Origin of the sequence: Pedobacter terrestris, from assembly GCF_052343045.1 — a bacterium.
GTDB lineage: Bacteria > Bacteroidota > Bacteroidia > Sphingobacteriales > Sphingobacteriaceae > Pedobacter.
Map to the genome: position 1 here is coordinate 4666235 of NZ_CP180264.1, position 25196 is coordinate 4691430.

The 25196-nt window shown below is 38.1% G+C and carries 29 protein-coding genes; 22 read left to right on the plus strand and 7 right to left on the minus strand.

The window, feature by feature from the left end; genetic code table 11:
- The first annotated feature begins 21 nt into the window (after positions 1-21).
- The 3 genes from ACJVDH_RS19980 (at position 22) to ACJVDH_RS19990 (ending at position 2255) form a co-directional block, all read left to right on the plus strand.
- The gene (locus ACJVDH_RS19980; RefSeq protein ID WP_443945169.1) at positions 22-777 is read left to right on the plus strand and encodes a hypothetical protein; all 756 of its coding nucleotides are present in this window, start codon (positions 22-24) and stop codon (positions 775-777) included.
- Positions 774-1097: a hypothetical protein gene (locus tag ACJVDH_RS19985; protein WP_443945170.1), complete on the plus strand. Its 324-nt coding sequence runs from the start codon at positions 774-776 to the stop codon at positions 1095-1097. Before ACJVDH_RS19980 ends, ACJVDH_RS19985 begins: the two co-directional genes overlap by 4 nt.
- A 144-nt stretch (positions 1098-1241) precedes the next feature.
- Entirely contained in the window at positions 1242-2255 is a 1014-nt protein-coding gene (locus ACJVDH_RS19990; RefSeq protein ID WP_443945171.1) for a DUF3078 domain-containing protein, read from the plus strand.
- Between the two features lie 22 nt (positions 2256-2277).
- Here the strand turns inward: ACJVDH_RS19990 and ACJVDH_RS19995 are convergent, their stop codons facing one another.
- The gene (locus ACJVDH_RS19995; protein WP_443945172.1) at positions 2278-2985 is read right to left on the minus strand and encodes a hypothetical protein; all 708 of its coding nucleotides are present in this window, start codon (positions 2983-2985) and stop codon (positions 2278-2280) included.
- 96 nt (positions 2986-3081) lie between these two features.
- Between ACJVDH_RS19995 and ACJVDH_RS20000 the strand changes: the two genes are divergently transcribed.
- The 11 genes from ACJVDH_RS20000 (at position 3082) to ACJVDH_RS20050 (ending at position 12141) form a co-directional block, all read left to right on the plus strand.
- Complete coding sequence (locus ACJVDH_RS20000) at positions 3082-4074, plus strand: helix-turn-helix transcriptional regulator (protein WP_443945173.1); 993 nt, start codon at positions 3082-3084, stop codon at positions 4072-4074.
- A gap of 288 nt (positions 4075-4362) precedes the next feature.
- Complete coding sequence (gene ffh, locus ACJVDH_RS20005; RefSeq protein WP_443945174.1) at positions 4363-5703, plus strand: signal recognition particle protein; 1341 nt, start codon at positions 4363-4365, stop codon at positions 5701-5703.
- A gap of 166 nt (positions 5704-5869) precedes the next feature.
- The gene (locus ACJVDH_RS20010; protein WP_443945175.1) at positions 5870-7408 is read left to right on the plus strand and encodes a YifB family Mg chelatase-like AAA ATPase; all 1539 of its coding nucleotides are present in this window, start codon (positions 5870-5872) and stop codon (positions 7406-7408) included.
- A gap of 174 nt (positions 7409-7582) precedes the next feature.
- Positions 7583-7993, plus strand: a complete 411-nt coding sequence (locus ACJVDH_RS20015; RefSeq protein WP_443945176.1) for a GxxExxY protein — start codon at positions 7583-7585, stop codon at positions 7991-7993.
- A 305-nt stretch (positions 7994-8298) separates the two neighbouring features.
- Positions 8299-8607 (plus strand): hypothetical protein, encoded by a 309-nt coding sequence (locus ACJVDH_RS20020; RefSeq protein WP_443945177.1) that lies wholly within the window; start codon positions 8299-8301, stop codon positions 8605-8607.
- Between the two features lies 1 nt (position 8608).
- Entirely contained in the window at positions 8609-9331 is a 723-nt protein-coding gene (locus ACJVDH_RS20025; protein ID WP_443945178.1) for a DUF2931 family protein, read from the plus strand.
- 12 nt (positions 9332-9343) lie between these two features.
- On the plus strand, positions 9344-9835 hold the full coding sequence (locus ACJVDH_RS20030) for a hypothetical protein (protein ID WP_443945179.1): 492 nt from the start codon (positions 9344-9346) through the stop codon (positions 9833-9835).
- Positions 9832-10140, plus strand: a complete 309-nt coding sequence (locus ACJVDH_RS20035; protein WP_443945180.1) for a hypothetical protein — start codon at positions 9832-9834, stop codon at positions 10138-10140. Before ACJVDH_RS20030 ends, ACJVDH_RS20035 begins: the two co-directional genes overlap by 4 nt.
- A 200-nt stretch (positions 10141-10340) precedes the next feature.
- On the plus strand, positions 10341-10715 hold the full coding sequence (locus tag ACJVDH_RS20040) for a hypothetical protein (protein WP_443945181.1): 375 nt from the start codon (positions 10341-10343) through the stop codon (positions 10713-10715).
- Positions 10716-10808: 93 nt separating this feature from the next.
- Complete coding sequence (locus ACJVDH_RS20045; protein ID WP_443945182.1) at positions 10809-11378, plus strand: Crp/Fnr family transcriptional regulator; 570 nt, start codon at positions 10809-10811, stop codon at positions 11376-11378.
- An 85-nt stretch (positions 11379-11463) separates the two neighbouring features.
- A complete protein-coding gene (locus tag ACJVDH_RS20050) occupies positions 11464-12141 on the plus strand; it encodes a type 1 glutamine amidotransferase domain-containing protein (protein WP_443945183.1) in 678 nt (225 codons plus the stop codon).
- 62 nt (positions 12142-12203) lie between these two features.
- Here the strand turns inward: ACJVDH_RS20050 and ACJVDH_RS20055 are convergent, their stop codons facing one another.
- A complete protein-coding gene (locus ACJVDH_RS20055) occupies positions 12204-12467 on the minus strand; it encodes a hypothetical protein (RefSeq protein ID WP_443945184.1) in 264 nt (87 codons plus the stop codon).
- Positions 12468-12585: 118 nt separating this feature from the next.
- Between ACJVDH_RS20055 and ACJVDH_RS20060 the strand changes: the two genes are divergently transcribed.
- Positions 12586-13968 (plus strand): MBL fold metallo-hydrolase, encoded by a 1383-nt coding sequence (locus ACJVDH_RS20060; RefSeq protein ID WP_443945185.1) that lies wholly within the window; start codon positions 12586-12588, stop codon positions 13966-13968.
- A gap of 8 nt (positions 13969-13976) precedes the next feature.
- Here ACJVDH_RS20060 and ACJVDH_RS20065 read toward each other — a convergent pair whose 3' ends face one another.
- Together ACJVDH_RS20065 and proB are read right to left on the minus strand one after the other, a co-directional pair.
- Positions 13977-15224, minus strand: coding sequence for a glutamate-5-semialdehyde dehydrogenase (locus ACJVDH_RS20065; RefSeq protein WP_443945186.1), 1248 nt, complete (start codon positions 15222-15224; stop codon positions 13977-13979).
- Positions 15225-15386: 162 nt separating this feature from the next.
- Positions 15387-16466, minus strand: coding sequence for a glutamate 5-kinase (gene proB, locus ACJVDH_RS20070; protein ID WP_443945187.1), 1080 nt, complete (start codon positions 16464-16466; stop codon positions 15387-15389).
- Between the two features lie 179 nt (positions 16467-16645).
- Between proB and ACJVDH_RS20075 the strand changes: the two genes are divergently transcribed.
- The gene (locus tag ACJVDH_RS20075; protein ID WP_443945188.1) at positions 16646-17878 is read left to right on the plus strand and encodes a M16 family metallopeptidase; all 1233 of its coding nucleotides are present in this window, start codon (positions 16646-16648) and stop codon (positions 17876-17878) included.
- Positions 17879-17992: 114 nt separating this feature from the next.
- Positions 17993-18553 carry a peptide deformylase gene (gene def, locus ACJVDH_RS20080; protein ID WP_443945189.1) on the plus strand — a complete coding sequence of 187 codons (561 nt, stop codon included), beginning with the start codon at positions 17993-17995 and terminating at the stop codon, positions 18551-18553.
- A gap of 52 nt (positions 18554-18605) precedes the next feature.
- Here def and ACJVDH_RS20085 read toward each other — a convergent pair whose 3' ends face one another.
- Genes ACJVDH_RS20085 through ACJVDH_RS20095 form a run of 3 tightly spaced genes read right to left on the minus strand, consistent with a single transcriptional unit; the run spans position 18606 to position 20664 of the window.
- Positions 18606-19250: a hypothetical protein gene (locus ACJVDH_RS20085; protein WP_443945190.1), complete on the minus strand. Its 645-nt coding sequence runs from the start codon at positions 19248-19250 to the stop codon at positions 18606-18608.
- A gap of 53 nt (positions 19251-19303) precedes the next feature.
- Positions 19304-19549: a NifU family protein gene (locus tag ACJVDH_RS20090; RefSeq protein ID WP_443945191.1), complete on the minus strand. Its 246-nt coding sequence runs from the start codon at positions 19547-19549 to the stop codon at positions 19304-19306.
- Positions 19550-19590: 41 nt separating this feature from the next.
- On the minus strand, positions 19591-20664 hold the full coding sequence (locus ACJVDH_RS20095) for an Mrp/NBP35 family ATP-binding protein (RefSeq protein ID WP_443947641.1): 1074 nt from the start codon (positions 20662-20664) through the stop codon (positions 19591-19593).
- Positions 20665-20832: 168 nt separating this feature from the next.
- On the opposite strand from ACJVDH_RS20095, the gene ACJVDH_RS20100 reads away from it, so the two are divergent.
- The 5 genes from ACJVDH_RS20100 (at position 20833) to ACJVDH_RS20120 (ending at position 25087) form a co-directional block, all read left to right on the plus strand.
- Positions 20833-22953, plus strand: coding sequence for a transglycosylase domain-containing protein (locus tag ACJVDH_RS20100; RefSeq protein WP_443945192.1), 2121 nt, complete (start codon positions 20833-20835; stop codon positions 22951-22953).
- A 25-nt stretch (positions 22954-22978) separates the two neighbouring features.
- Positions 22979-23515, plus strand: coding sequence for a hypoxanthine phosphoribosyltransferase (gene hpt, locus ACJVDH_RS20105; RefSeq protein ID WP_443945193.1), 537 nt, complete (start codon positions 22979-22981; stop codon positions 23513-23515).
- Positions 23516-23597: 82 nt separating this feature from the next.
- Positions 23598-24257: a phosphatidylserine decarboxylase family protein gene (locus tag ACJVDH_RS20110; RefSeq protein WP_443945194.1), complete on the plus strand. Its 660-nt coding sequence runs from the start codon at positions 23598-23600 to the stop codon at positions 24255-24257.
- A gap of 136 nt (positions 24258-24393) precedes the next feature.
- The gene (locus ACJVDH_RS20115; protein WP_443945195.1) at positions 24394-24696 is read left to right on the plus strand and encodes a DUF2752 domain-containing protein; all 303 of its coding nucleotides are present in this window, start codon (positions 24394-24396) and stop codon (positions 24694-24696) included.
- 4 nt (positions 24697-24700) lie between these two features.
- Positions 24701-25087, plus strand: a complete 387-nt coding sequence (locus ACJVDH_RS20120) for a TM2 domain-containing protein (RefSeq protein ID WP_443945196.1) — start codon at positions 24701-24703, stop codon at positions 25085-25087.
- The last annotated feature ends 109 nt before the right edge of the window (positions 25088-25196 follow it).

Here is a 25196-nt window from a genome sequence, read left to right on the forward strand (position 1 = left end):
TATTTGTAGTTTTGTAAACTGATGAAACTTTTTGCCCGCTTATTTTTATTGTTGATCATTTTCTCATCCAAATTATTGGCACAAAACCACCCTGTGCAGGGCGTAGTTATTGATAAGGAAACCAAGCAGCGATTGGCGAAAGTTTATATCTATAATCTACGTACCGGCGATGGCTTGTACAACAATACCAAAGGCGAATTTAGTACGTATGCAATCCCCGGCGATACTTTAGTTGCCGCGCTAACGGGATATGGTGTAGATACAATGGTTTTTAAAGGCCAGTCTGCGGCTTATTTTCAGTTAAAATCTATTGGTATCCGTTTGCGCGATGTAATTGTACGCGATAAAAAATTAACGCCGCAAGAACGTTACGAAAAAAGCGTGAAAGAGTTTCGTTATGCTACCGAAAAGGGGAGCAGCAGAGATTTGCTAAACCTGGGCAATGGAGGTGTTGGACTTGGAATTGATGCCATTTACAATCTTTTAAGCCGCCAGGGAAGAAATGCACGCCACTTACAGAAAATACTGGAGAAGGATTACCGTGAAGATCTGATTGATTTTCGTTTCAATGCCACATTGGTACAAAGAGTTTTGGGAATCAAAGGAGCAGAGCTTGATGATTTTATGTTGCAATACAGACCAACATATCAGTTTGTGCTGGATGCAAATGATTATGCTTTCAGCATGTTTATCCGCAATGCCTATAAAAATTACAAAATCAATCCGCGGGCATTATCCCTTCCAAAACTACCAGTGCTAACCATAGAAAAACTGTGAGAAAAATTTTGGTTGTTAAGAAGCTCCCTGCAGCGGGAATGGCTTTATTTCCTTTCATTTTGGTAAAATATGAAGCGCTTAAAAAAGACATCATTATCATCAATCACGAACGGATTCATTTAAGGCAACAATTAGAATTACTCATTTTTCCCTTCTATCTATTGTATCTTCTGAATTACCTGATTAACCTTCTGCGTTTCAGAAACCACGATCTGGCCTATCGCAATATTATTTTCGAAAAAGAAGCTTATCAGTTTGAAAACGACTTAACCTACCTCAAAAAAAGAAACTGGTTTGGCTGGTTGCGCTGTAAATTCTAGCGTCCAGAGCAGAAAAATATTGTTTTCAACGCCGTTAAAATCTGCTTATAAAATCAATAAAATACTTAAAATGAATTGTAATAGGCCGGCTTCATTTTGTTAAAACCTTTTTATCTATAAATATTTTCTTTTTCTTTGTATACAATGAAAAACATTTTAGTGCCTATCATCCCCATTCTACTATTATGCTCCAGCCGGTTGTACGCCCAGGAAGTGGATACCATTCCAATTAATACACAAGGTATGGATATCAAGCTAAAAAGGAGTCCGCTGCCAAGCAGACAAAACCCTTTAAACTTTGAACCGGTAAAAATTCCGCCCTTTATTGTAAACGCAAAAGTGAATTACTGGAAAACCAAAACAAATGTTGGTATAAACGTAAATCAAGCTTCTTTTAGTAACAACTGGAAAGGTGGTGGTGTAAACTCACTAGCGGTGGGCGGACTTGTAAACTATAAAGCAGAATACAACAAAAACAATTATAGTTATGTAAGTGAGGTTATTTTGCAATATGGGAAAGTTAAAAATAAAGATCAGGTACAAAAGAAAACCACAGATAGGATTTACTGGGATAACTCTGCGTCCTTTCAATTGTCCAAAAACTGGTATTTCTACGGGTCAATCAACTTCCAATCTCAGTTTGATAGCGGTTTTTCTTATGCAACAGTTGATAATGTAGAAACCGGCACACTCATTTCAAAATTTATGGGACCAGGATACTTAACAGAATCTGTCGGTTTTGAATATAAACCAAATAAATACTTTTCTTCCAGAATTGGTACAGGTACGGCACGCCAGACTTTTGTATTAGATGATGCAATTTACAGTGCGCCAGCAACGCCATTAACCACGGCTTATGGTGTAGAAAGAGGTAAAAAAGTACTAAACGAACTCGCTTTTCAGGTAGTTACGAATTACGAAAAGGAAATTGTTAAAAATGCCACTCTAAAAGCCAAATACTTATTGTTTATTCCTTACAAAGATGTGGCCTGGAAAAAGATAGATCACCGTTTGGATATTTCTCTTGTAGCAAAAATTAACAGCTTTATGAATACCAGTTTAACTGGCGTAGTCCTGTTTGATGACGATACAGGTACAGATAAAATACAGGCCAGCCAAACACTTGCGCTTGGCTTTGCCTTCGTATTTCCGAGATAATTTCATGCTTTATTGGTAAAAACTACCAATAAGGCATACTTACAATTTGATTAAGGCCGACGCCTTTACCTTTCAAATATTGCTTAAATCTTTTTACAGAACTGCTTTTCCCGGTAAGGTAAAATGCCGCATCTTTCCACATTTCCCAGCATTTCGGATGCATATTATCCATCCAGGTTAATGCATTTTGTGCAGGCATAGATGAATTTGTGCTAACCGTATCAATTCTTAATACCAAATGATCTACTGCATCGGCATTTTCTTCTTCAACTTCCAGTATACCAAAATATTCGCCTCCGCTTTGCATGGCAACTTTGCCAAAACACTCGTATAAACCCAAACTGGTTTCATCGCCAAAGAAAAAGTGTTGATCGTTATGGGTGTTAAATTTGACTTTAGCATTGTCTATTACAAAATCAAATGAATTTCCCAAATCAATGCGTTTTGCAAATTCATTTCCGTAGCCTGAGCCGCTTAAATAAAATATGACCTGGAAAATATTTTTTTCGACATTAAAATCAGAGATGGAAAACTGCCTGTAATCTTCGGCACTCACTTTAAATATAATTTCGCCACCGGCCTGAAAAGCTGTATTTTCAGCATCACATTTAAAACTCACCCGTTTTATATTTTTGCCCAGCATTTCTATTTGGACAACGCTCGCAGTATGTATATTGTCGTTGATAATCTTCTCTATCGGATCTACCAACCAGCCTGTTGTTTTGGACATAGTATGATAATGTTTAGTAACTTTGGGCAAAAGTAGTTGTCAAATACCCAAGCTATTTTACACAAGAAGGAGTAAAGTTTATACCAAAGGGATTTTATGGCGTTAAGTATTTTTGATAATCAGAACCAGCAATATATTGTAAACAGCTTTTGCGACGCAGAAATATCACAACCTTTGGTAACAGAAAGGCGAGAGAAATTCAGCTTTCCTTTTGGCGATGCAGAAATTATTCAGATTGCCTTTTCGGGGATTTTTATCATTTATGGCGATGTAATTGTGCGCGAAAAGCGCTTGCGCGTTAAATCTTTTGACGAACCAGATTTGGTTGAGCTTCATTTTTCACTAACCGGTGGCGGAACAATGGAAAACTTCCTCACCAATAAAACACATTGCATTAAGCCAAACCATCATCTTATAGTATACACACCAGATTTTGATGGCATCGCCGATTTCCAAACAAATAACAATTGTAAATTTTTTGAAGTACATTTCCAGCGCGACAAATTTATTGATCTGACCTGTGAAAGCAGTATACTACTTAAAAAATTTGCCGATGAGGTTGCTGCCAGCAAAGCTGTAGAGATTTCTGAAGAAAGTTTACCGATAAGTTTGGCCATGTATACTTGCATACAGGATATTATGAACTGCAAAGTTACGGGCGGTTTAAAACTCTTGTTCCTACAATCCAAATGTTTAGAATTATTGGCTTTACAAGCCGAAGCTTTTGAGCTGGCCCATCAGAAAGAAGAAAAACAATGCTTAAGATCAGGTTACGACAAAGACCGGATTGAGTTTGCAAAAGATTATTTGATTGAACATGCAGCAGAACCTCCATCATTAATGGAGCTGGCCAAACTTGCAGGCATTAATGAATTTAAGCTGAAACAGGGCTTCAAAGAAACTTTTCAGAACACAGTTTTTGGTTATCTGAGCGATTATAAAATGATGAAAGCCAAAGAACTTTTGCTTGAAGGTGCAAAAGACATTAAAAATATTTCTGATGAACTCGGTTATTCTTCTGTTCAGCATTTTAGTACTGCCTTCAACAAAAAATTTGGGATTAGTCCGGGGAAAGTTAGGAAAGCTTAAAAGCTGCTGAACGCCAGATACTAAACCCGATTGCAGCGGAAATACTTTTTGTTTTTTCACAAAAAGATTGGAGTGAAAAGCGGGACTGTAGTATCCAAAAATGCACAAACTTTAATTTTCTAATGGAAACAGAAACTATACAATGCATAATACTGCTCAATCTAAAACTTTTTGCGTTTAAAGTTTTAGATTGAGCAGCAAATATTTACAAGCAAATTTGATACATTTGCCTTTTATTAAAAACAAGTGGCTTTTTGCAATGGCAATTGGCTTTTAGCTTAAAAAAAGATGTTTGATAATTTACAGGACAAGCTAGACAGAGCATTTAAAGTATTAAAAGGTCAGGGCAGCATTACCGAGATCAACGTGGCGGAAACCATGAAAGAGATCCGTAAAGCACTGTTAGATGCCGACGTTAACTATAAAACGGCCAAAACATTTACAGATGATGTGCGGCAAAAAGCATTGGGACAGAATGTATTAACTTCTGTTTCTCCGGGCCAACTGTTAACCAAGATCATGAATGATGAGCTTGCTGCGTTAATGGGCGGAGAAGTAACTGAACTGGAAACCAAAGCAAACCCAACCATTATTTTAATTGCAGGTTTAAATGGTGCCGGTAAAACAACTTTTGCAGGTAAACTGGCATTGCATTTAAAAGGCAAAGGCAAGAAACCTTTATTGGTGGCTGGAGATATGTATCGTCCGGCGGCAGTAGATCAGTTGGAGGTTTTGGCTACATCTGTTGGGGTTTCTGTATACGCAAACCGCGATTCTAAAGATCCTGTAGGCATTGCGCTTGAAGGTATTGAACATGGTAAACAAAATGGGAATAATGTAATTATTATTGATACGGCTGGCCGTTTGGCAATTGACGAATCTTTAATGAATGAAATTTCTGAGGTAAAGGCGAAAACCAATCCGCATGAAATTTTATTTGTAGTGGATTCCATGACCGGGCAAGATGCCGTAAATACAGCAAAAGTATTTAACGATCGTTTGGATTTTACCGGCGTTGTATTAACCAAATTGGATGGTGATACACGTGGTGGTGCGGCACTCTCAATTAAATCTGTTGTCAATAAACCCATTAAATTTATTGGTACAGGAGAGAAGATGGAGGCACTTGATGTGTTTTATCCAGACCGTATGGCTTCTCGTATTTTGGGAATGGGCGATGTGGTTTCTCTGGTTGAACGTGCTCAAATGCAGTTTGACGAGAAACAAGCTGCAGAACTTCAGAAAAAAATACGCAAGAATAAATTCGATTTCAACGATTTTTATAGCCAGATTCAGCAAATCAAAAAAATGGGCAACATGAAAGATTTGATGGGCATGATTCCGGGAGTAGGAAAGATGATGAAGAATGTTGATGTTCCGGATGATGCGTTTAAATCTATTGAAGCCATTATTAGTTCGATGACACCTTTTGAAAAGGAAAATCCGGATGCAATACAACAAAGCAGACGTTTGCGCATTGCAAACGGATCTGGAACCAAGGTTGAAGAAGTAACGAAGTTGCTGAAACAATTTGAGGATATGCGGAAGATGATGAAACAATTCTCCAATCCGGCGGCCGCAGCAGCCATGATGAAAGGCATGCCAAAAATGCCAATGGGCAAACGATAAACTCGAAATTAAACCATATACATCCCGATCATTTCCTGGTCGGGATTTTTTTATTTATAGCTTTTTTGCTTGTGCATAAAATTTGAAAAATTACTTATCTTAGGCTTATCTCCAAATTATTCATCCCTGGATAATTTTCCATCCCAGAAACCTTCAATTCACTTAAATGCTGGTAAAAACATACGGCAGTGCGGTTTATGGCATTGATGCTTTAACCATTACGATAGAAATTAGTATAGGCAAGGGCAATAAATATTTCATCGTTGGATTGCCAGATAATGCTGTAAAAGAAAGTCTGCAACGTGTAGAAAGTGCGATACAAATCTCTGGATTTAAAATGCCTCGACAACGGATATTGGTGAACCTGGCACCGGCCGATATTAGAAAAGAAGGCTCTGCCTATGATTTGCCCATTGCCATTGGAATTTTAGCGGCATCAGGGCAAATCCCGCACCAGGAAATTGGTGATTACTTCATCATGGGCGAATTGTCTTTAGACGGAAATATTCAATCGATTAAAGGTGCGTTGCCCATCGCTGTGCAAGCAAAAAATGAAGGACTTAGAGGTTTTATTTTACCAAAACAAAATTCAAGAGAAGCGGCAATTGTAGATGCATTAGATATTTATGGGATGGAAAACCTAACGCAGGTGATTGCATTTTTCAATAAAAGCGGCCATTTCGAAACCGTTCAGGTAGATACCAGTGCAGAATTTTTAAAAAACGTTGGCAATTATGAACATGATTTTTCTGACGTGAAGGGGCAGGAAAACATCAAAAGAGCACTTGAAATTGCTGCCGCGGGTGGCCATAATGTAATCTTAATTGGCCCGCCTGGCGCCGGAAAAACCATGCTGGCAAAACGGCTGCCAACCATTTTACCACCACTGAACTTAAATGAAGCTTTAGAAACCACAAAAATACACTCTGTTGCCGGAAAACTTCCAACTACAGATGCATTGATGACCGTCAGGCCATATCAATCTCCGCACCATACCATTTCTGATGTTGCGCTTGTTGGTGGAGGAATAAATCCGCAGCCTGGAGAAATTTCGTTGGCACATAACGGCGTACTATTTCTGGATGAACTGCCAGAATTTAAAAGAACGGTATTGGAAGTGATGCGGCAACCACTGGAAGATCGAAAAGTTTCTATATCAAGGGCGCGTTTTTCCGTAGAATATCCGGCAAGTTTTATGTTGATTGCTTCTATGAATCCTTGTCCTTGCGGATTTTACAATCACCCGGAAAAAGAATGCGTATGTGCACCAGGCATTGTACAAAAGTATCTGAGTAAAATATCTGGTCCGTTGTTAGATCGGATTGATCTACATGTAGAAGTTACACCCGTTAATTTTTCTGAATTGGTTTCTTTTGGCGATACCGAAAAAAGTACATCTATCCGCGAACGCGTAATTGCAGCAAGAACCATACAAGATAGTCGCTTTGCGTTACATCCAGATTTACATTACAATGCGCAAATGAGCCCGAAAATGGTTAGAACTGTTTGTAATATAGATTCTGCCGGAATTAATCTTTTGAAGACAGCAATGGAAAGATTGGGGTTATCTGCGCGGGCATATGACCGGATTTTAAAAGTTGCACGCACCATAGCCGACTTAGCGGGTAGTGAAAATATAGAGCTTGAGCATTTGGCTGAAGCAATTAATTACCGCAGCCTCGATCGTGATGGCTGGGCAGGTTAATCCGTTTAACAGGTTAATCCGTTTAATATGTGTCAAAATGAAACCAATACTGCAGATCATTTATGCTAGGCTATTAAAATGAAACAAACCATATAGACATAGAGAAAGGAAAATAGTTGAACTGTAAAAGCTATATGTTCTATGCAAACTTCGCTAACCTCAAATTAACTCACCATGCCAACAAAAAGCTATCTTAGAGAATTAACGTATAACGTCCTGGGTGCAGCAATTGAAGTACACAAAGTGCTCGGACCAGGACTATTAGAAAATATTTATCATCAGTGCCTTAGTCATGAACTCCATAGCCGTGGAATCTCATTTGCATCTGACTTATCGATCCCGGTATTTTATAAAGAAATAGAAGTCAATACCAATCTAAAATGCGACCTTTTTGTAGATAATCTACTCGTTGTCGAATTAAAAGCGGTGACTAAAATGGAGCCGATATTTGAAGCTCAAATTCTAACTTATATGAAACTACTGGAAGCTCCGCAAGGATTACTCATCAATTTCAACACTGTAAATATTTTCAATCAGGGACAGAAAACATTTGTGAACGACTTTTATCGCTTTCTGGGCGATTAAGCAATAAACATAGTATAATTTTGATTAATCGAGCTTTTCATTAACTTTAAATATCTAATGAAAAACGCTAATCATGATTCTAAAGTCAACCATTCAACAAGAACCCGCCCTTCAACATTCTTCTATTCAAAGAATTAATCTATCGCCAATAGAGCATTTTCATCGTTTTTTTTATTGAATCACCGAAACACTTACACTTGAAAATCATGCTCTGAATATCCTGTATATAGGCACCAGGCCATCTGGGAAATTCAGTTTTATAGATAAGTAAACCTGACAATAGCACGCTTGCCTACATGGAAATAATGAAAGAAGAAAAAGATAAAGAAATCGCGAAGCAGAAAAACAGTAACCTAAGTGTTTTGCTCATTTTTGCGAATTGTATTTTACTGTTTTTTTTTACAACGATTTTGGATAGAGGACAAAAACTTGAAGAAGGTTTAGCTGTATCCGGACTAATTTTTATTGTACTACTTGGCGGGTATGCCTTCACTTATCACGGAAAAGGATACCGAACCGGCAAATGGCTTTTCGGTATCGCTGTATTAGCCGCTTTAATTCTTTACGGTTTATTGTGGTACGCAACACAATTGGGCCACGCTTTTGCGCACTAACATGAAAATTAACAATCTAAATAAGTTCTACATCGCATTAGGTATTTTACTTATTGTCAGTTGTATCTATAAGTTTATAGGTTACAAAAGCTGGGAACGATACTATTATTTTGCCGATGCGAGTGCGCCAAATACATATCCGGTACATGTGCGCAATTGTTATTTCATCACCGCTGATGAAGGTGATTTTGCAGTAGTCAACACAGAAGAAGTCAATAACTTTCAGTCTATATGGGGATGGGATTATTATTCGCCAAATGCAAGAGAAAAATTCCGAACACCAGAAAAGTTGGTTATTGAATATGCTTCCTACCGCGATTCTAAATTCTACTCGGATACACTAAAACTACCGAAAGAAAAAATTTTGGCTATTTTCAAAGCTTCAGAACATAACAACACGCAGATTCCTTTGTCTGGTAGAAACGGAGATATATATGGATTAAGATTTGCCGTTGGGATTGCCAACAACGGAAATATTTTACTTTGGTTACACGGCCGAAATATGGAAAAATTGATTTTAAAAACCCGCATTGCCGCCAGAGAACCAAAAGGAGATCAAACCTATTTTGAGTCACGATTACCTAAAGCAATCTACCTAAAACGGGTTTTTGAAAATTTACCAGATAGCGTAAAACAAAGCTTTGAACAAGGTTTAGATGCGAATGCCAATTATGCCGACAGCCCAAGCCGTTATATAGACCGAAACCGCGATATGTGGAAATGATAAAACTCATCGATGGATACCTCAAATCAATCTCCAGCTGCACACTTGCAGAAGAAACTTCGCAAAAGACTAAAACAATGGTTGCTTATGGCTTTTACTGTTGCATTGTGCACTAGTATTCAAATTCTCTGGGCTGCACCGGATGCAATGTCTTCTGCAGATTTAAGCTCGTCGCCACTCGGTTATTTGCATTGGCTTTGCATTTTACCTATCTCTATAACTTTAGCTCTAAATAATTGGTTTGGCAAACACCAAACCACTATAAACTGGCAACTGACAATCCTCACCGGATTTATGGTTTTGTATTGGCTTTCTGTTAATTACGTAGAATTTGTTGATCGAGAAGCCAGCTGGAGCACATTTTCTACAACAGAAAGCTGGTATGCAACAGTCATGATTTCGAGACTTCCAATTGGCGTTTGCGGCGTTGTTTTTATTTTATCGATGTATTTTCTTCTGGAGAAAGCCGAAAGCGATCTAAAACAAAACATCAGCTGCAGATGATATCCAAATCTATTGTTATTCAAATCCTCATCCGCTTTGCATTTTTAATTGTGCCATTGCTGGCCATTTATCTGTTGATGGTGTTTACATACAATCCGCATGCGCGTTGCGTTGGCAACGAACATCGCCACACCATGGGTCCAATCGCTTATGTAATTATTGCCGTTACAATTGCCGCTGTCTGGTGCTTCGCTATATTCACAGAAATTACAATCAGAGTATTTAAAAAAAACACAAGAATGGGCTACCTGCTTATTTTCACATTGGTTTTTGCTGGCGCATGCACTATATTTCTATTATGCTAAGAGATAAACTAATTCAGAAAGAAAACCACTTTTTATTCTTGTAAAACACATTTTCTAAAATCCGTTTGAAGCAAAATTTCTGCACCAGGTATTTATACCTATATTAAATACCATTTTTATTTTGGCACACCTGTTGTAATAGCGCTGTTACATTTACTAACTTAAACAGGGCAGGAGTGCCAATCAAAAAACTCAATCCTATGAAAAAGACAATTCAAATGTTAAGCATGTTTCTAATTGCGCTCACAGTTATGGCTTCTTGTAAAAAAGACACAGATCCGGCAGATACCGATTTTTTTGTTGGTACATATAACGGAACTGTTTCTTATACCAACGGAAGTAATACCATTAATAGTTCTGATGGCCGTGTTACCGTAAGTAAAGTTGGTGAGACGTATAGTTTTTATTTTGGCAACAATATCCCGGATATAACCGGCGTAAAATTTGCTAAAGATGGAGACAACAATTATGTAAGTATCGGGACAGGTTTAACTGGAATCCGGATCAATGAAAGTTCGCTAAATTTACTGGTGAGTAAAGATGGGCAAACCTGGACTGCCGATTGCAAAAGATAAAATTTAAAAATCCCGGGTTAATCCGGGATTTTTTTTGACCATATACCATCTGCAGCTGTACAGTAAAAGTTAAAATTTATTTAGCTTTAGGCCATGAGCCTCGAATTGAGAAAACATCTTGAAGAAATCATTAACCTGAGCGATCAGGAGTTTGCTGCGATTAACGATTGTTTTAAGTCAAAAAAATTAAAAAAAAATCAGTTTCTAATTCAGGAAGACGAGCAGGTAAACAATCTATATTTCGTGATTAAAGGTTTGCTTAAAGCAACCTATCTGGATCAGAATGGCAAAGAATACATTATCCAGTTTGCGATGGAGAAATGGTGGGTTTCTGATTTTCAGGCCTTCTATCAAAACCATCCGTCAAACATCAATATCATTTGTCTCGAAAATGTTGAGCTTCTTTCCATCTCTAAAGAAAACTTAGAAGAATTGTGCAGCAAGAGCCATAAAATGGAACATTTTTTCAGAATTAAAAACAGTTTTGGCTATGTAGCATTGCAACAACGGATATTGTCTTTACTCAGCACCAACGCCCGCGAGCGGTTTGATCAACTCATTAAACAATATCCGCAGCTTATGCAGCGTGTTTCTAAAACTTTAATTGCTTCCTATCTCGGCATTTCCAGAGAAACCCTAAGTCGATTACATTCAAAATCGTGATCTGCCGCACAATAAACTTGTGATGTATATCCTGTATAACCACACCAACTCATCCTAAATTTGTTGTACAAGAAAAAAATACATCATGAACAAGAAAATTTTATTCGTGCTTACAAGTCACGACGAATTGGGAAATACAGGTTTAAAAACAGGATTTTGGTCAGAAGAATTGGCCGCTCCGTATTATACACTTAAGGATAAAGGGATAGACATTACACTTTCATCTCCAAAAGGCGGGCAGCCACCTATCGATCCGAAAAGTGAAGATCCATCATTTCAAACCGATACAACAAGAAGAATGGATGAGGACAGTGTTCTTCTTGAAAAACTAAAACACACCATCCCTTTGGATGAGGTGAAAATGGAAGATTATGATGCAGTTTTTTATCCGGGAGGCCACGGCCCGCTTTGGGATCTTGCAGAAAGTAAAGTCTCTCAAAAACTTATTGCAGAATTTTATACCGCAAATAAACCATTAGGATTTGTTTGTCATGCACCCGGCGTATTAAAAGATGTAAAAATTAACGGAAAAGCGCTTGTGAACGGTAAAAATGTTACCGGCTTTACCAATACCGAAGAAGAAGCTGTTCAACTTACAGATGTTGTCCCTTTTTTAGTTGAAGATATGTTGATCCGGAATGGCGGTAAATATTCTAAAATTGAAGATTGGCAGCCTTATGCCGTAGTAGATGACTTGTTGGTAACCGGACAAAACCCGGCATCATCAGAAAAAGTTGCAGAAGAACTTCTAAAATTGATCTAGGCTTTTGAATGGAGTCATTTTATACAAGTTTGATCTTGTATAAAATGACTTTCTACACCTTCTTAAAGTTCATCTTCGTCTTCTTCCTCGGGAACATAAGCGATAATGGCTTGCCCAATGGCGTTCACTTCTTCATCTTCCTCAAAAATAGGAAGTTCAGTTTTGTAATCCATTTTTAACCAAATAGAAGAAGTATCTTTAACAATCTGGATATATTCTTTGCCATTTTTAAAAATCGTATAGGTATCGTTTCCTTCGGGGAATACTGCATAAGTCTGTTCGCCAACTTCTACATCAAAAGGTTCTTGCATAATTGTTTTTTTCATCAAATATAAAACTATGTTTTTGAAGCAGATGTAAAGTTCATCGCTAAAAAATTACCTCATCCTGTTTCATAATCGAGCCATTTATACTACTTTACGGCTTAATTACCTATTTAAAGAAATGAAGTTAACGTTTTGGGGCGCTGCGCAACAGGTAACCGGAAGTATGCACTTGCTCGAAATCGGGCAGTATAAAATATTGATAGATTGTGGTTTGGATTACGAGAAAGAAACCTATCAGGAAGAAAATCTCCAGTTTCCGTTTAACCCTGCAAGCATTAATTTGGTTATTCTTACACATGCGCATATAGACCACACCGGCAATTTACCAACGCTGGTTCGCTTGGGCTTTGAAGGACAGGTTTTGTGTACTTCAGCAACTGCAGATTTAGCCGCAATTCTATTGACTGATACGGTAAACATTTTTTTAAGAAAAGAAGGCAGAAAACCACGAAGCAAACGCGGCCATTTTAGCGGCCCAAAACCCTTGTATCTTCAGAAACATGTAATGGATACGATTGATCGCTTTGTAACCATCGGATTCGACAAACCTTTCAGAATTAATGGCAACATCAGTTTAACTTTTATCCCGATGGGACATTTATTGGGCGCAGCGGCAGCAGTGCTTACGATAAATGATAATGGGGAAGAAAAAAAGATTGCCTTTACCGGCGATATTGGCCGAGAAAATTATCCTGTTCTGATCAATCCTCAACCTTTGCCACCTGTAGATTATCTGGTGAGTGAATCTACTTACGGAGGGCGCTTGCACACCAAAACGGAAACCTTGGAAGAAAGGCTTGTACGCGAAATTAATGAAGCTTGTATAAAAACGCCAGGAAGGTTAATTATTCCGGCATTTAGTATCGGCCGTACGCAATCGCTCGTTTTCGCGTTGAACCAGATTTTTACTAAAGGTTTATTGCCACCTGTTCAGATTTTTGTAGATAGCCCAATGGCCATTCAAGCTACTGAGGTTTACCGCAAACACCACAATCTCGTTAACCAGGAAGCTAAAGATTTTTATCAAAAAATGGGCGATGAATTTGAGTTTGAACATCTGGCTTATGTTCACACAATGAAAGAAAGCAAAGATGTTTCCAACTACTTTGATCCCTGCATTATTATATCTTCTGCTGGTATGTTAGAAGGTGGCCGCATTCAAGATCATTTGTATTACAATATTCAGAATTACTACTGCACCATTTTGTTTATCGGCTATTGCGCAAAAGGAACGCTGGGCTATAAATTACTGCGCGGAGATCCAATTGTTCGAATCAAAGACAGAGAAATGATGGTGTATGCTACAATTCGGCAAACGGATTTACTGAGCGGACACGGAGATCATGACGATTTGGTAAAAACAGCTAAGCAAACCGGGAAACCGAAACAAGTATTTCTGGTGCATGGCGAAGATTCTAGCTTAAACAGCTTATCTCTTGCCTTGCAAGAAGAAGGTTTTAATGTGTCTATTCCAAACCGTGGCGAATCTTTTACGATATAGTTTGCAGATTAGTTTCTAATTTGCCCGTTTCCCTGCACAATCCATTTATAACTGGTTAATTCTTGCAAACCCATTGGTCCGCGGGCATGTAATTTCTGTGTACTAATGCCAATTTCTGCGCCCAAACCAAATTGAGCGCCATCCGTAAATCCGGTAGAAGCATTTGCATACACCGCAGCAGCATCTACCTGATTAAGGAATTGCGCTATATGCGTTGCATTTTCAGAAATTATGGCTTCACTATGTTTAGAACTGTAATCAGCAATGTGATTTAAAGCTGCCTCAAAATCATCAACCACCTTAACAGCCATTTTTAACGATAAAAACTCTGTTCCGAAATGTTCTGGCTTCGCCCGATGAAGCAAAGCATCGGGATATGTATTTAGCAGCACTTCATAACTTTTATCATCTGCAAATAACGTTACTTCTCCATCAGCCAAAGGCGATAAAAGGGCAGGAATATCATTTACCCGACTTTCATCGATTAACACACAATCTAGCGCGTTACAAACAGAAACCCTACGTGTTTTGGCATTAAAGATAATTGCTTTCCCTTTTTCCAGATCGCCAAAGGCATCAAAATAGGTATGTACAATTCCAGCTCCGGTTTCAATTACCGGAATCTTACTGTTTTCGCGCACGTAATTGATCAATGATTGGCTTCCTCTCGGAATCAAAACATCAATAAAACCGCGCGCTTGAAGCAATGCTTCTGTTGCAGGCCGATCGGCAGGCAATAAAGTAAGTACATCGCGGTTAATCTGATGCTGTTCTAAAACACTGTGAATTACAGCTGCTATGGCCAGATTAGATAGCTCTGCATCGCTTCCACCTTTAAGTACCGCAACATTTCCGGTTTTGAAACAAAGAGAAAATACATCGGCCGTTACATTCGGCCGCGCCTCGTAAATTACACCAACAACACCCAACGGAACGCTAATTTTTTGAATATGAAGATGGTTATCCAGATTTTTATCCGATAAAATTTCGCCGAGCGGACTGGCCAATGCAATTACGTTTTCAATGTCTTTGGCAATATCTGCAATGCGTGCAGCGGTTAATTTTAGACGATCGTATTTCGGATCGTTCTGCGGCATTTTACTCAGGTCTTTAGCGTTCGCAAACAAAATACTATCGGTTTGCTGAACAAGCGCCAAAGATAAATCGGACAGCACAAGGTTGATTTTATCTTTAGATAATGTGGTTAAGACTCTTGACGCCATTTTAGCGCGTTCGAAATATGTTGTGTATGGCATAGATTTTAATACATTTTTAAGCGCAAGGAAGATAAATTCTTCCTTTGGATTAACCACCGAGTGAGCCAAGTTTTCACAGAGGAATACAGAGTGACTTTTTTTAGCATCAGGTTATCAACTCAGGTATGAAAACTTTCCGCTTTTACCTTTCTGTTTTCCCCCTCAAATTACCGAATAAAAATAATCATAATGAACCAGGGCTTTTTCCTTTTTCTGCCCAACACATTCTCTGGCTTTATCGGCACCATATTCTGCAATTCCCAAGCCAATTAGCTGATCTTGTTCATCAATAATTTTAATGATATCGCCTTTTAAAAAATCTGTTTTGATTTCAATAATTCCAACGGGCAACAAACTAGTTGCTTTTCCTGAAGTTAGAACCGCTTTTGCGCCGTTATTTAATCGAACAACTCCGGTGGCTGCAGTTTCTGAATGTGCAATCCACTTTTTCTTTCCCGATTTACTTTTTTCCGGAACAAAGTGTGTATGAATCAATCTGGCATCAAGCAAATCTGTCAAAACCTGATCTCTTGTTCCATTCGCAATATGAACATGTATACCAAGTTTGGCCACTTTATGCGCCATTGTTGTTTTAGTAATCATTCCGCCACGCCCGAAAGATGATTTTCCGGTACTGATAAAAGAGGCAAGATTAGAAACCGAGCCCGTAATTTCTTCAATTACCGTGGAGCTTTCCAGCTTCGGATCTCCGTTATAAATCCCATCAACGTTAGAAAGAATAACCAGCGCATCGGCATTTAGCATAGAAGCAATCAACCCGGCGAGTTCATCGTTATCGGTAAACATCAACTCTGTAACCGAAACCACATCATTTTCATTAACTACTGGGATCACTTCATTTTGAAGCAGAATTTGCAGGCAGTTTTTCATGTTCAGGTAATGCGCCCGGTCGCGAAAATCTTCTTTTGTAACCAGCACCTGCGCACATTGCAAAGCATGCTCAACAAAAAAATTAGAATAGGTATTAATCAATTTTACTTGCCCGATAGCTGCAAGAAGCTGGCGTGTAGTTACGGAATCCTGTTTTTCAGAAACTTTAATTAAACTTCTGCCAGAAGCCACGGCACCAGATGAAACCAATATAACCTCTATTCCTTGTTTTTTAATTTGCGCAAGTTGATCAACCAAATGTCTGATGCGCAACTCATCGGGCAATCCATCTGCCCGGGTGAGTACGTTAGAACCAACTTTGACTACCAATTTTTTATACGCTAACTTCATTTTATTAAACAATATGCGATTAAGAACGGCAATTTAACATCATTTTTCATTAAAATAGCTGGAATGACGGGATGGTCTTCATTTTTAACAAATTGGCAATATTTACACTCCTTAATGGGCTTTCAAAATTACATCAGTCAGAAAAACCACAATAAATAGTTCTGTATCTTTGCCGGTCAATGGAATACAATGTTCACACTTTGCCCAACGGAATCCGTTTGTTGCACGTACCTTCGGCATCTACTATATCTCATGCCTGTATAATTGTCAATACCGGATCACGCGATGAGCCTGAAAATAAGGCCGGTTTAGCACATTTTATAGAGCATCTGATTTTTAAACGCACAGAAAAAAGAAGCACAACGCAGATTTTAAACCGATTGGAAAGTGTTGGTGCCGATTTGAATGCATATACAACAAAAGAATACACCTGTGTACATGCATCATTTCTCAATCCTTATCTCGATCGTACACTAGACCTTTTTAATGATATCATCTTTCATTCTACCTTCCCTGCAGAGGAAATGGAGAAAGAAAAAGAAGTTGTACTGGATGAAATTGCATCTTATCTGGATCAACCTGAAGAAGCCATCAATGATGATTTTGAAGACATGCTTTTTTCTGGTCACCCGCTGGGAAACAATATTCTAGGAACTGTAAATTCTGTTAAAGGATTTACGAGAGAAGATGTACTAAATTTCAGGAAAAAGAACTACCTCACCAATGAAATCGTAGTTGCTGTAATTGGCAATTACGCTTTTAAAAATTTTGTATCTAAAGGAACAAAATACTTTAGTGATGTTGCGGAAAATAGTGGAAAACGAAACCGAAAAACGCCAGACATACTTCCGGTTTTTAACAAAACAATTTACAAACCTATAATGCAAAACCATTGCATAATAGGCGCACAGACGTATTCTACACACCATTCATTAAAAGCCGGGTTGATGTTGCTGAACAATCATTTCGGCGGAAACGGAATGAGTTCTGTACTTAATCTTCAGATTCGGGAGAAACATGGCATTGCGTATACCATTGAATCTAGTTTTTCGCCAATGAGCGATAGTGGAATTTTCTCTATTTATTTCGGAACCGACAAAGAGAAGCATCACCGTGCATTAAAGTTGATTTTAAAAGAAATCCAAAAATTAAGAGACAATTCGCTCAATGAAATACAGTTGCAGAAAGCGAAAAATAAATTTATAGGTCAGATTGCGCTAGGCGAAGAAAACCGAATTGGGTTGATTATCGCTATGGCCAAAAGCCTGATCGATCACGACAGAATTGATTCTATCGAAGAAGTGTTTGAAAAAGTAAACCGCGTAAGCACTACAGAAATTGCCCAAATTGCGAATGAAGTTTTGAATATTGAAGCCCTTAATGTCTTCACTTTCGCACCAATAGAGGAATAATTCATATTTTTGTATTTCCGGGTAAATTTTACCCTTTAAAGAATAGGCTGGAAAAATAAATTCTGGCGAAAGTTTTTACAATAACGCAGGTCTCAATCTGCAAAAACAATAACAATGAAATTACCAATAGTGGCTTACGGAGATCCCGTATTAAAAAAAGTTGGACAAGAAATAAACGAGGAATATCCTGAATTGAAACAACTGATCAGTGATATGTTCGATACCATGTACAATGCAAATGGGGTAGGATTGGCTGCACCTCAAATTGGCTTGCCAATTCGTTTGTTTATTGTAGATACTGGCGAAGATGAAGATGGTACGCCAGGTTATAAACGTGTGTTCATTAATGCGCAAATTGTAGAAGAAACCGGCGAGCCATGGGCTTTTAATGAAGGCTGTTTAAGTATTCCAGATATCCGGGAAAACATTATGCGCAAACCCAATATCAAAATCAATTATCTGGATGAAAATTTTGTAGAGCATACAGATGACGTAGACGGTTTGCCTGCACGTGTGATACAGCATGAATATGATCATATAGAAGGAAAACTATTTACAGATAAAGTAAGTGTTTTGCGCAAAACGATGATCAAATCAAAGTTAGATGCCATATCTAAAGGCAATATCAGAACAGAATACAAAATGAAGTTCCCAAATAAAAGTAAAAAGAGATAGTATTTAAACAGAAAAAGCCACTTACGTGGCTTTTTTTATATTTAAGATTTTCTTATTCATTATCAGCGCTTCGGCTCTTATCGCCATCAAATATTTGCTGCATCAGTTTTCCCCACGCAAAAGGATTAAGTAAAGGAATAGTTTGAACCATGTTTTTATTCACCATCCTATCGAAATTATAGCGGTAATTCTGACTCGAAATTTCGCCAGCATCTCTTGGTAATGTTTGAACCATTCCGTTTAATGCTGCTCTTGAAAGGTTTTTCTTCGCAATAGCCATGTCATCATCCGCAATTTTCATGGTTAAAAAGGCGCGTGTAAATTCTTCTGTAGTTGCCCATGGAAAAACTTTCACGGTTGGCAAATTCATCACTTCTACTTTAAGCTTAACCATTATAGTATACTTACTATCAGGTGTACTTTTCGGGATTATAGTAGAGAATTTTTTGTAACCAATGGCGGTAAACAAGATTGTATCACCGGGATTTACAATAAAACTAAAATAGCCGCGGTAATCGGCCGCAACTCTTTTACTGTTTTGAGAAAGATTGGTTATGGTTACGTAAGGTATTACATTGGTGCTATCAATATCGGTGATAATCCCCGAAAATTGAATCAATTTTTCCTGTTCCGGCTTCTGTTGGGCAAGAGCGGTTATGGAAAAAAATAAGAAAAACAGTATAGCACAATATTTCATTAGCACAAAAGTAACCCTAATACTAAAACCAGCTTGTTAAATTGTGTTAAAGCCTATTCTTGTTCTGCCATGTTAACGGCCACTACAGAAGTAATCTCTGGAACAGCTTTCATAATTGCTTGTTCTATACCCGATTTCATCGTCATAAAACTCATTGGACATGACCCGCAATTTCCTAAAAGCTTCAACTTGACAACCTTGTCGTCGGTAATTTCTTCAACAGAAACATTACCCCCATCTGCCAATAAGTATGGTCTTATGGTTTCCAATGCCTGTTCAACTCGCTCTGTTAAATTCATTATCTGTGTTTTTTAAAAAGTATAAAAATAGTATTTTTTTGTTAATTAACGACTTGCGCATTGTGTATTGACACTTGTTGCGCAATTTTGCTGGCAATATCTCCAAAAACAACGTCCAAAACTTCACTTTCATTTAGTGACACGGGCAAGCCCTGGTCGCCACCTTCGGCGATGCTTTGTACAATCGGAATTTCTCCCAGAAAAGGCACATCAAAGTCTTCAGCCAATTTACGTCCGCCACCTTTACCAAAAATATAGTATTTATTTTCTGGCAGTTCAGCAGGTGTAAAATAAGACATATTTTCTATAACGCCCAAAACCGGAATATCAATTCCAGGCATTCTAAACATTGCCAATCCTTTATGTGTATCCGCAAGTGCAACTTGTTGTGGTGTTGTAACCACAATAGCTCCTGAGATTGGGAAACTTTGTGTTATAGTAATATGAATATCGCCTGTTCCCGGTGGAAGATCTACAATCAGATAATCCAATTCGCCCCAACTTGCATCGTTAAATAATTGTTTAATCGCATTTGATGCCATTGGCCCTCGCCAGGGAACGGGCTGACCCGGATCTGCAAAAAAACCTAAAGACAATAATTTGATTCCATATTTTTCTATCGGCAAAATTTTCGTTTTGCCATCTGCTGTTTCTTCTGCAGAAGGCTTGGCATGTACCAGATCAAACATTGTAGGTACAGAAGGACCATAAATATCTGCATCTATTAAGCCTACTTTTGCACCATCTTTAGCCAAAACTACCGCAAGATTACTTGCCACAGTTGATTTGCCTACGCCCCCTTTACCGGAAGAAACCAAAATGATGTTCTTGATGTTATCTAAGGAAGAAGTGTTGATTGGCTGAGTAACTCTGGATGTTACATTGATCGTAATATCTGCCTCTGCCGAAACAAAATGCTTAATTGCATTGGTACATGCATTTTTTAACATGTCTTTCATCGGGCAGGCAGGAGTAGTAAGCTCTAAGGTAAAACTGACCTTGTGGTCAACGATCTGTAAATCCTTAATCATGTTTAAGGTAACCAAATCCTTTTTCAGATCCGGATCTTCAACATTTTTAAGAGCATCCAAAACTTGTTGGGGGCGTATTTGCATCATATTAATTAAAATTCAAAATTAACAAAACATAGCCACAAATACTTTTATTTAGGGTTTTTAACTGTAATTTTAACACGAAATAAACATTTGATTGTTACGTTTAAGCATTTAACCTTTTTTCAGCAATTTATGCAAATACCGAAAATTAACATTCCCAAAAAATATTTGAAGATTGGAGCCTGGATTTTAGGTGTTTTTTTACTGCTTTTCTTTGCACTTGGCGCGGTAGCATATAGTAAACGTGAAGCCTTGCTTAAAAAAATGGTCGCTAAAGCGATAGCAAAAGCCGACAAAGATTACGGGCTGGAAGTAAAGATTGGCTCTGCCGGATTTGCCGGACTGAGTACCGTTAAAATGACCAACCTTTCTGTTGTACCAAAAGACCGCGACACACTTTCAAACATTGCTGAAATGAGCATTAGCGTTCGCTTGTTCCCGCTTTTGGTCGGCAATGTAAAACTCTCTGATGTAGTGCTCAAAAACGGTTATGTTAGTGTGGTTTTTAAAGATTCTACCAGCAATATCGATTTTATCCTTAAAAGAAAAAAGAAAGACAGCACAGAAACCAAGAGCAAAGTAGATCTTTCTGAAATTGCCAGTAATTTATTGAATCAGGTATTGTACAAAATCCCTGATGATATGGATGTAAAAGACATGGTTTTTAACCTGAATGATCATGACACAGCCAAACTAAGCTTTGCTACAAATGCAGTTATTGACAATGGCGATCTGCGCTCTACCATAGATGTAAACCATGGAGAAGCCCGCTGGCATGTGGATGGATTGGTAAAACCAGGAAAAAGACAACTGAGTTTTCGCGCTTATGCCGATGGCAAAAAACTTGAATTACCTTATTTAAACAATAAACTGCATGCGAAACTTAGCTTTGACACCTTACAAACCGAATTAAAAGATGCCCGTTACAGCGGCGGAGATTATAAAATATCTGGATCGTGGGCAGTTAAAAATATGCTCATCAACCAAACCCGTATTGCGAGCAACGATATTGTGGTTCCGAACGCAAAACTGGATGCCGACATTTTAGTAGGATCTAATTACCTGGCTTTAGACAGCAGCTCAACTGCATATATCAAAAATGCCTCAATACATCCTTTTGTTAAGTATACATTGGGTAAAAATAAAATTTACGAGTTAAAACTAAATGCAGAAGAACAAGATGCTCAAAGCATTTTCGAGGCTTTTCCGCAAGGTTTGTTTGAATCATTAGACGGCCTAAAAGTCCAGGGGAAATTAAAATACAACTTGAATTTTTATCTGGATACAGCCATTCCGGATAGTGTTCGCTTCAGCAGTTCACTCTCGCCGGTAGATTTTAAAATTCTACATTGGGGAAAAACAGATCTTCAAAAGATTAACAGCACTTTTGTTTACACACCATATGAATACGGAAAGCCAATGCGCGATATTACCATTGGCCCGCAAAATCCAAATTTTACACCTTTAACCTCCATTTCAAACAACTTTAAAAATGCTGTTCTAACCGCAGAAGATCCATCTTTCTTTACCCACAATGGCTTTGTAGAAGAATCAATCCGGAAATCGATCGCTGTTAACTTCAAAGAAAAAAAGTTTAAAAGAGGTGGCAGCACCATCAGCATGCAGCTGGTTAAAAATGTATATCTAAGCCGCCAGAAAACTTTAGCCAGAAAAGCCGAAGAAATTTTGATTGTATGGCTTATCGAACACAACCATCTGATTAGCAAACAACGCATGTTAGAAGTGTATTTTAATATTATGGAACTTGGCCAAAACATTTACGGTATCGGAGAAGCTTCGCGGTATTATTTTGGTAAACATCCTGCTGATCTAACCATTGGCGAAGGCTTATTTCTGGCCAGCATTGTACCTAAACCTAAAGCGGCAATGTATAAATTCGTATCAGACGGAAGTTTAAAACCATATATGTTCAACTACTTCCGGTTTATGGGAAATATTATGGCCAGAAGAGGTTTAACCCCGGCAGATACGTCTGGCTATGGCTTTTATAATGTACGTTTAAGAGAAGGTTTACGCCGCTATCTTGCACCCGACACTGCGGCTGTTGACACAACCATCTTTGACGATGACGACGATGCAGCGCCTGTAATTATGCAAGACAAAAACAAAAATTTATTTGACCGGATTTTTGGTTCTGGGAAAAAAGATACGGTAGAAGCGAAACCCGCCGACACAACAAAATCAAAAAAACAGTTAAGACAAGAACGCAGAGAGCAACGTAAAAGAGAAAAAGAGCTGGAGAAACAAAATACTCCGGCAGGCCAATAATCAAAACAATAGAATTTAATATAACATGCAAACAGTAGAAGTAGGGGACAGAACTTTTGAACTTTTTTTAGAAAACGACGCTATCAACAAAAAAAACAGGCTTATTGCCACGCAAATAAACCTGGCGTATGAGAATAAATGCCCACTATTTATCGGCATTTTAAACGGAAGCTTTTTGTTTATGGCAGATTTGATTAAAGAAGTTGAGGTACCCTGCGAAGTTGCTTTTATGCGCGTAGCTTCTTATTCTGGCACAGAAAGTACAGGAAATGTAAAAGAATTGATTGGCCTGCCAGAAAATATCGAAAACAGACATATTATCCTCGTAGAAGATATTGTAGATACCGGTTTAACATTAACCCACATCATAAAAGAAGTAAAAAAGAAAAAGCCGGCTTCGCTAAAAGTTTGCTCGTTATTGGTTAAACCGGCTTCTTTACAATATGAGATAGAAGAGCTGGAATATATTGGCTTTGAAATTCCGAATGAATTTGTAGTAGGCTATGGATTAGATTACGACGGATTAGGCCGCAATCTGAAAGATATTTACAGAACTCGTTAATCCACACCAATCAAAATCCAAGAAAAAACGCTAATTGCGATTGATATATTTTTCGCACCTTTGTTCTAAAATCTCTATTACAATGACGATACATAAAGAAGGCTACACAACTATTGCCATCACTGTTTTACTTATTTTCGTAATCAACGCTGTTGTCGATTATAAATATTATGACATTACCTGGCTAAGGTGGTTTATCTATATTTTTTCTGCAGGATTATTCATCATTGTTTTACAATTTTTTCGCAACCCAAGCCGCAGTTTCTCTTCAGGAGAAAATCTTGTAATCTGCCCCGCAGATGGCAAAGTTGTGGTAATTGAAGAAACCGAAGAAGGCGAATATTTTAAAGATAAACGCTTACAGGTTTCTATTTTCATGTCGCCGGTAAATGTTCACATCAACAGAAATCCAATTTCTGGTGTTGTAAAATTCTTCAAATATCATCCCGGCAAATACCTTGCAGCGTGGAATCCGAAATCTTCTACAGAAAATGAACGTACTACAACAGTTGTAGAACACAAAAACGGAACACCGGTTTTATTTCGTCAAATTGCTGGTGCATTGGCGCGTCGTATTGTGTGGTATGTTAAAGAAGGAGACCAGGTTACACAGGCAGAACAATTTGGTTTCATCAAATTCGGTTCTCGTGTAGATGTTTTTCTTCCGGTAGGTACAAAAGTAAACGTTTCTCTTAACGATGTTGTAAAAGGCGGCATTACAACGCTTGCCGAGCTGTCTTAACAGCAAACGGCTTTCTTTTAAATTTTCAAACTTCTGGCTTAACACTTTTTATCCTGTACATTCCTATTTAGAATACTAAATCCTTTGTTGCAAAATGTTGTAACATTTGAAATACGAAACACTCTAATTATTGTAAATGAAACAGATAAGAAGGCTAAATTTCGAAACTTTGTTTTGGCTCACAGCAATACTTTTGCTGGCGTTAAGCAATAGTCAAGAGCATCATTTTACGCTTTGCCCAATTGCAAATATGGGCTTTGAAAATTGGTGTCCGGGTTGTGGTTTAGGCAGATCGATAGGCGATATTTTACATGGCCGGTTTATCGAGAGCTTTCATCACCATTGGTTTGGCTTTCCTGCGTTACTCATTATCATTTACAGAGTGTACACGCTTTTAAAAGGAAAAAAAGTAATTAAGATTTCAACCACAAACACATAGAAAAATGGACATATTTCAATCTCCTCTAATGTCGTTACCAGGTATAACGCCAGAAGAATATTCATATTTACAACAAGCCACTACAGGTTTAAATGAACAGCAGCTGCGCAACTTCTTGATGATTTATGCAAGCAGACGAAAACAAGCTTCAGAAATACTTATTCTGGCACTTATTGGCTTCTTCGGTTTTGCCGGTATCCACAGATTTGTAATCGGGCAGGTAGGCATGGGCATTTTATATCTGCTAACCGGCGGTCTTTGCGCCATCGGAACCATAGTAGACATTATCAACCACAAAAGCTTAACTTTTGAGTACAATCAGAAAATGGTATTTGAAAGCTTACAAATGTTGCGCATGGGCGGTTTCCAAACCAAACCATCAGAATTTTAAGCAAAGCAAGTTCAGTGCAAATCACAATGTACTGCCCCGCTATACATTACAAGTCCGCACCCGAAAAAAACGGGTTGCGGACTTTTCATTTCTATCGGGTTTAATTTAC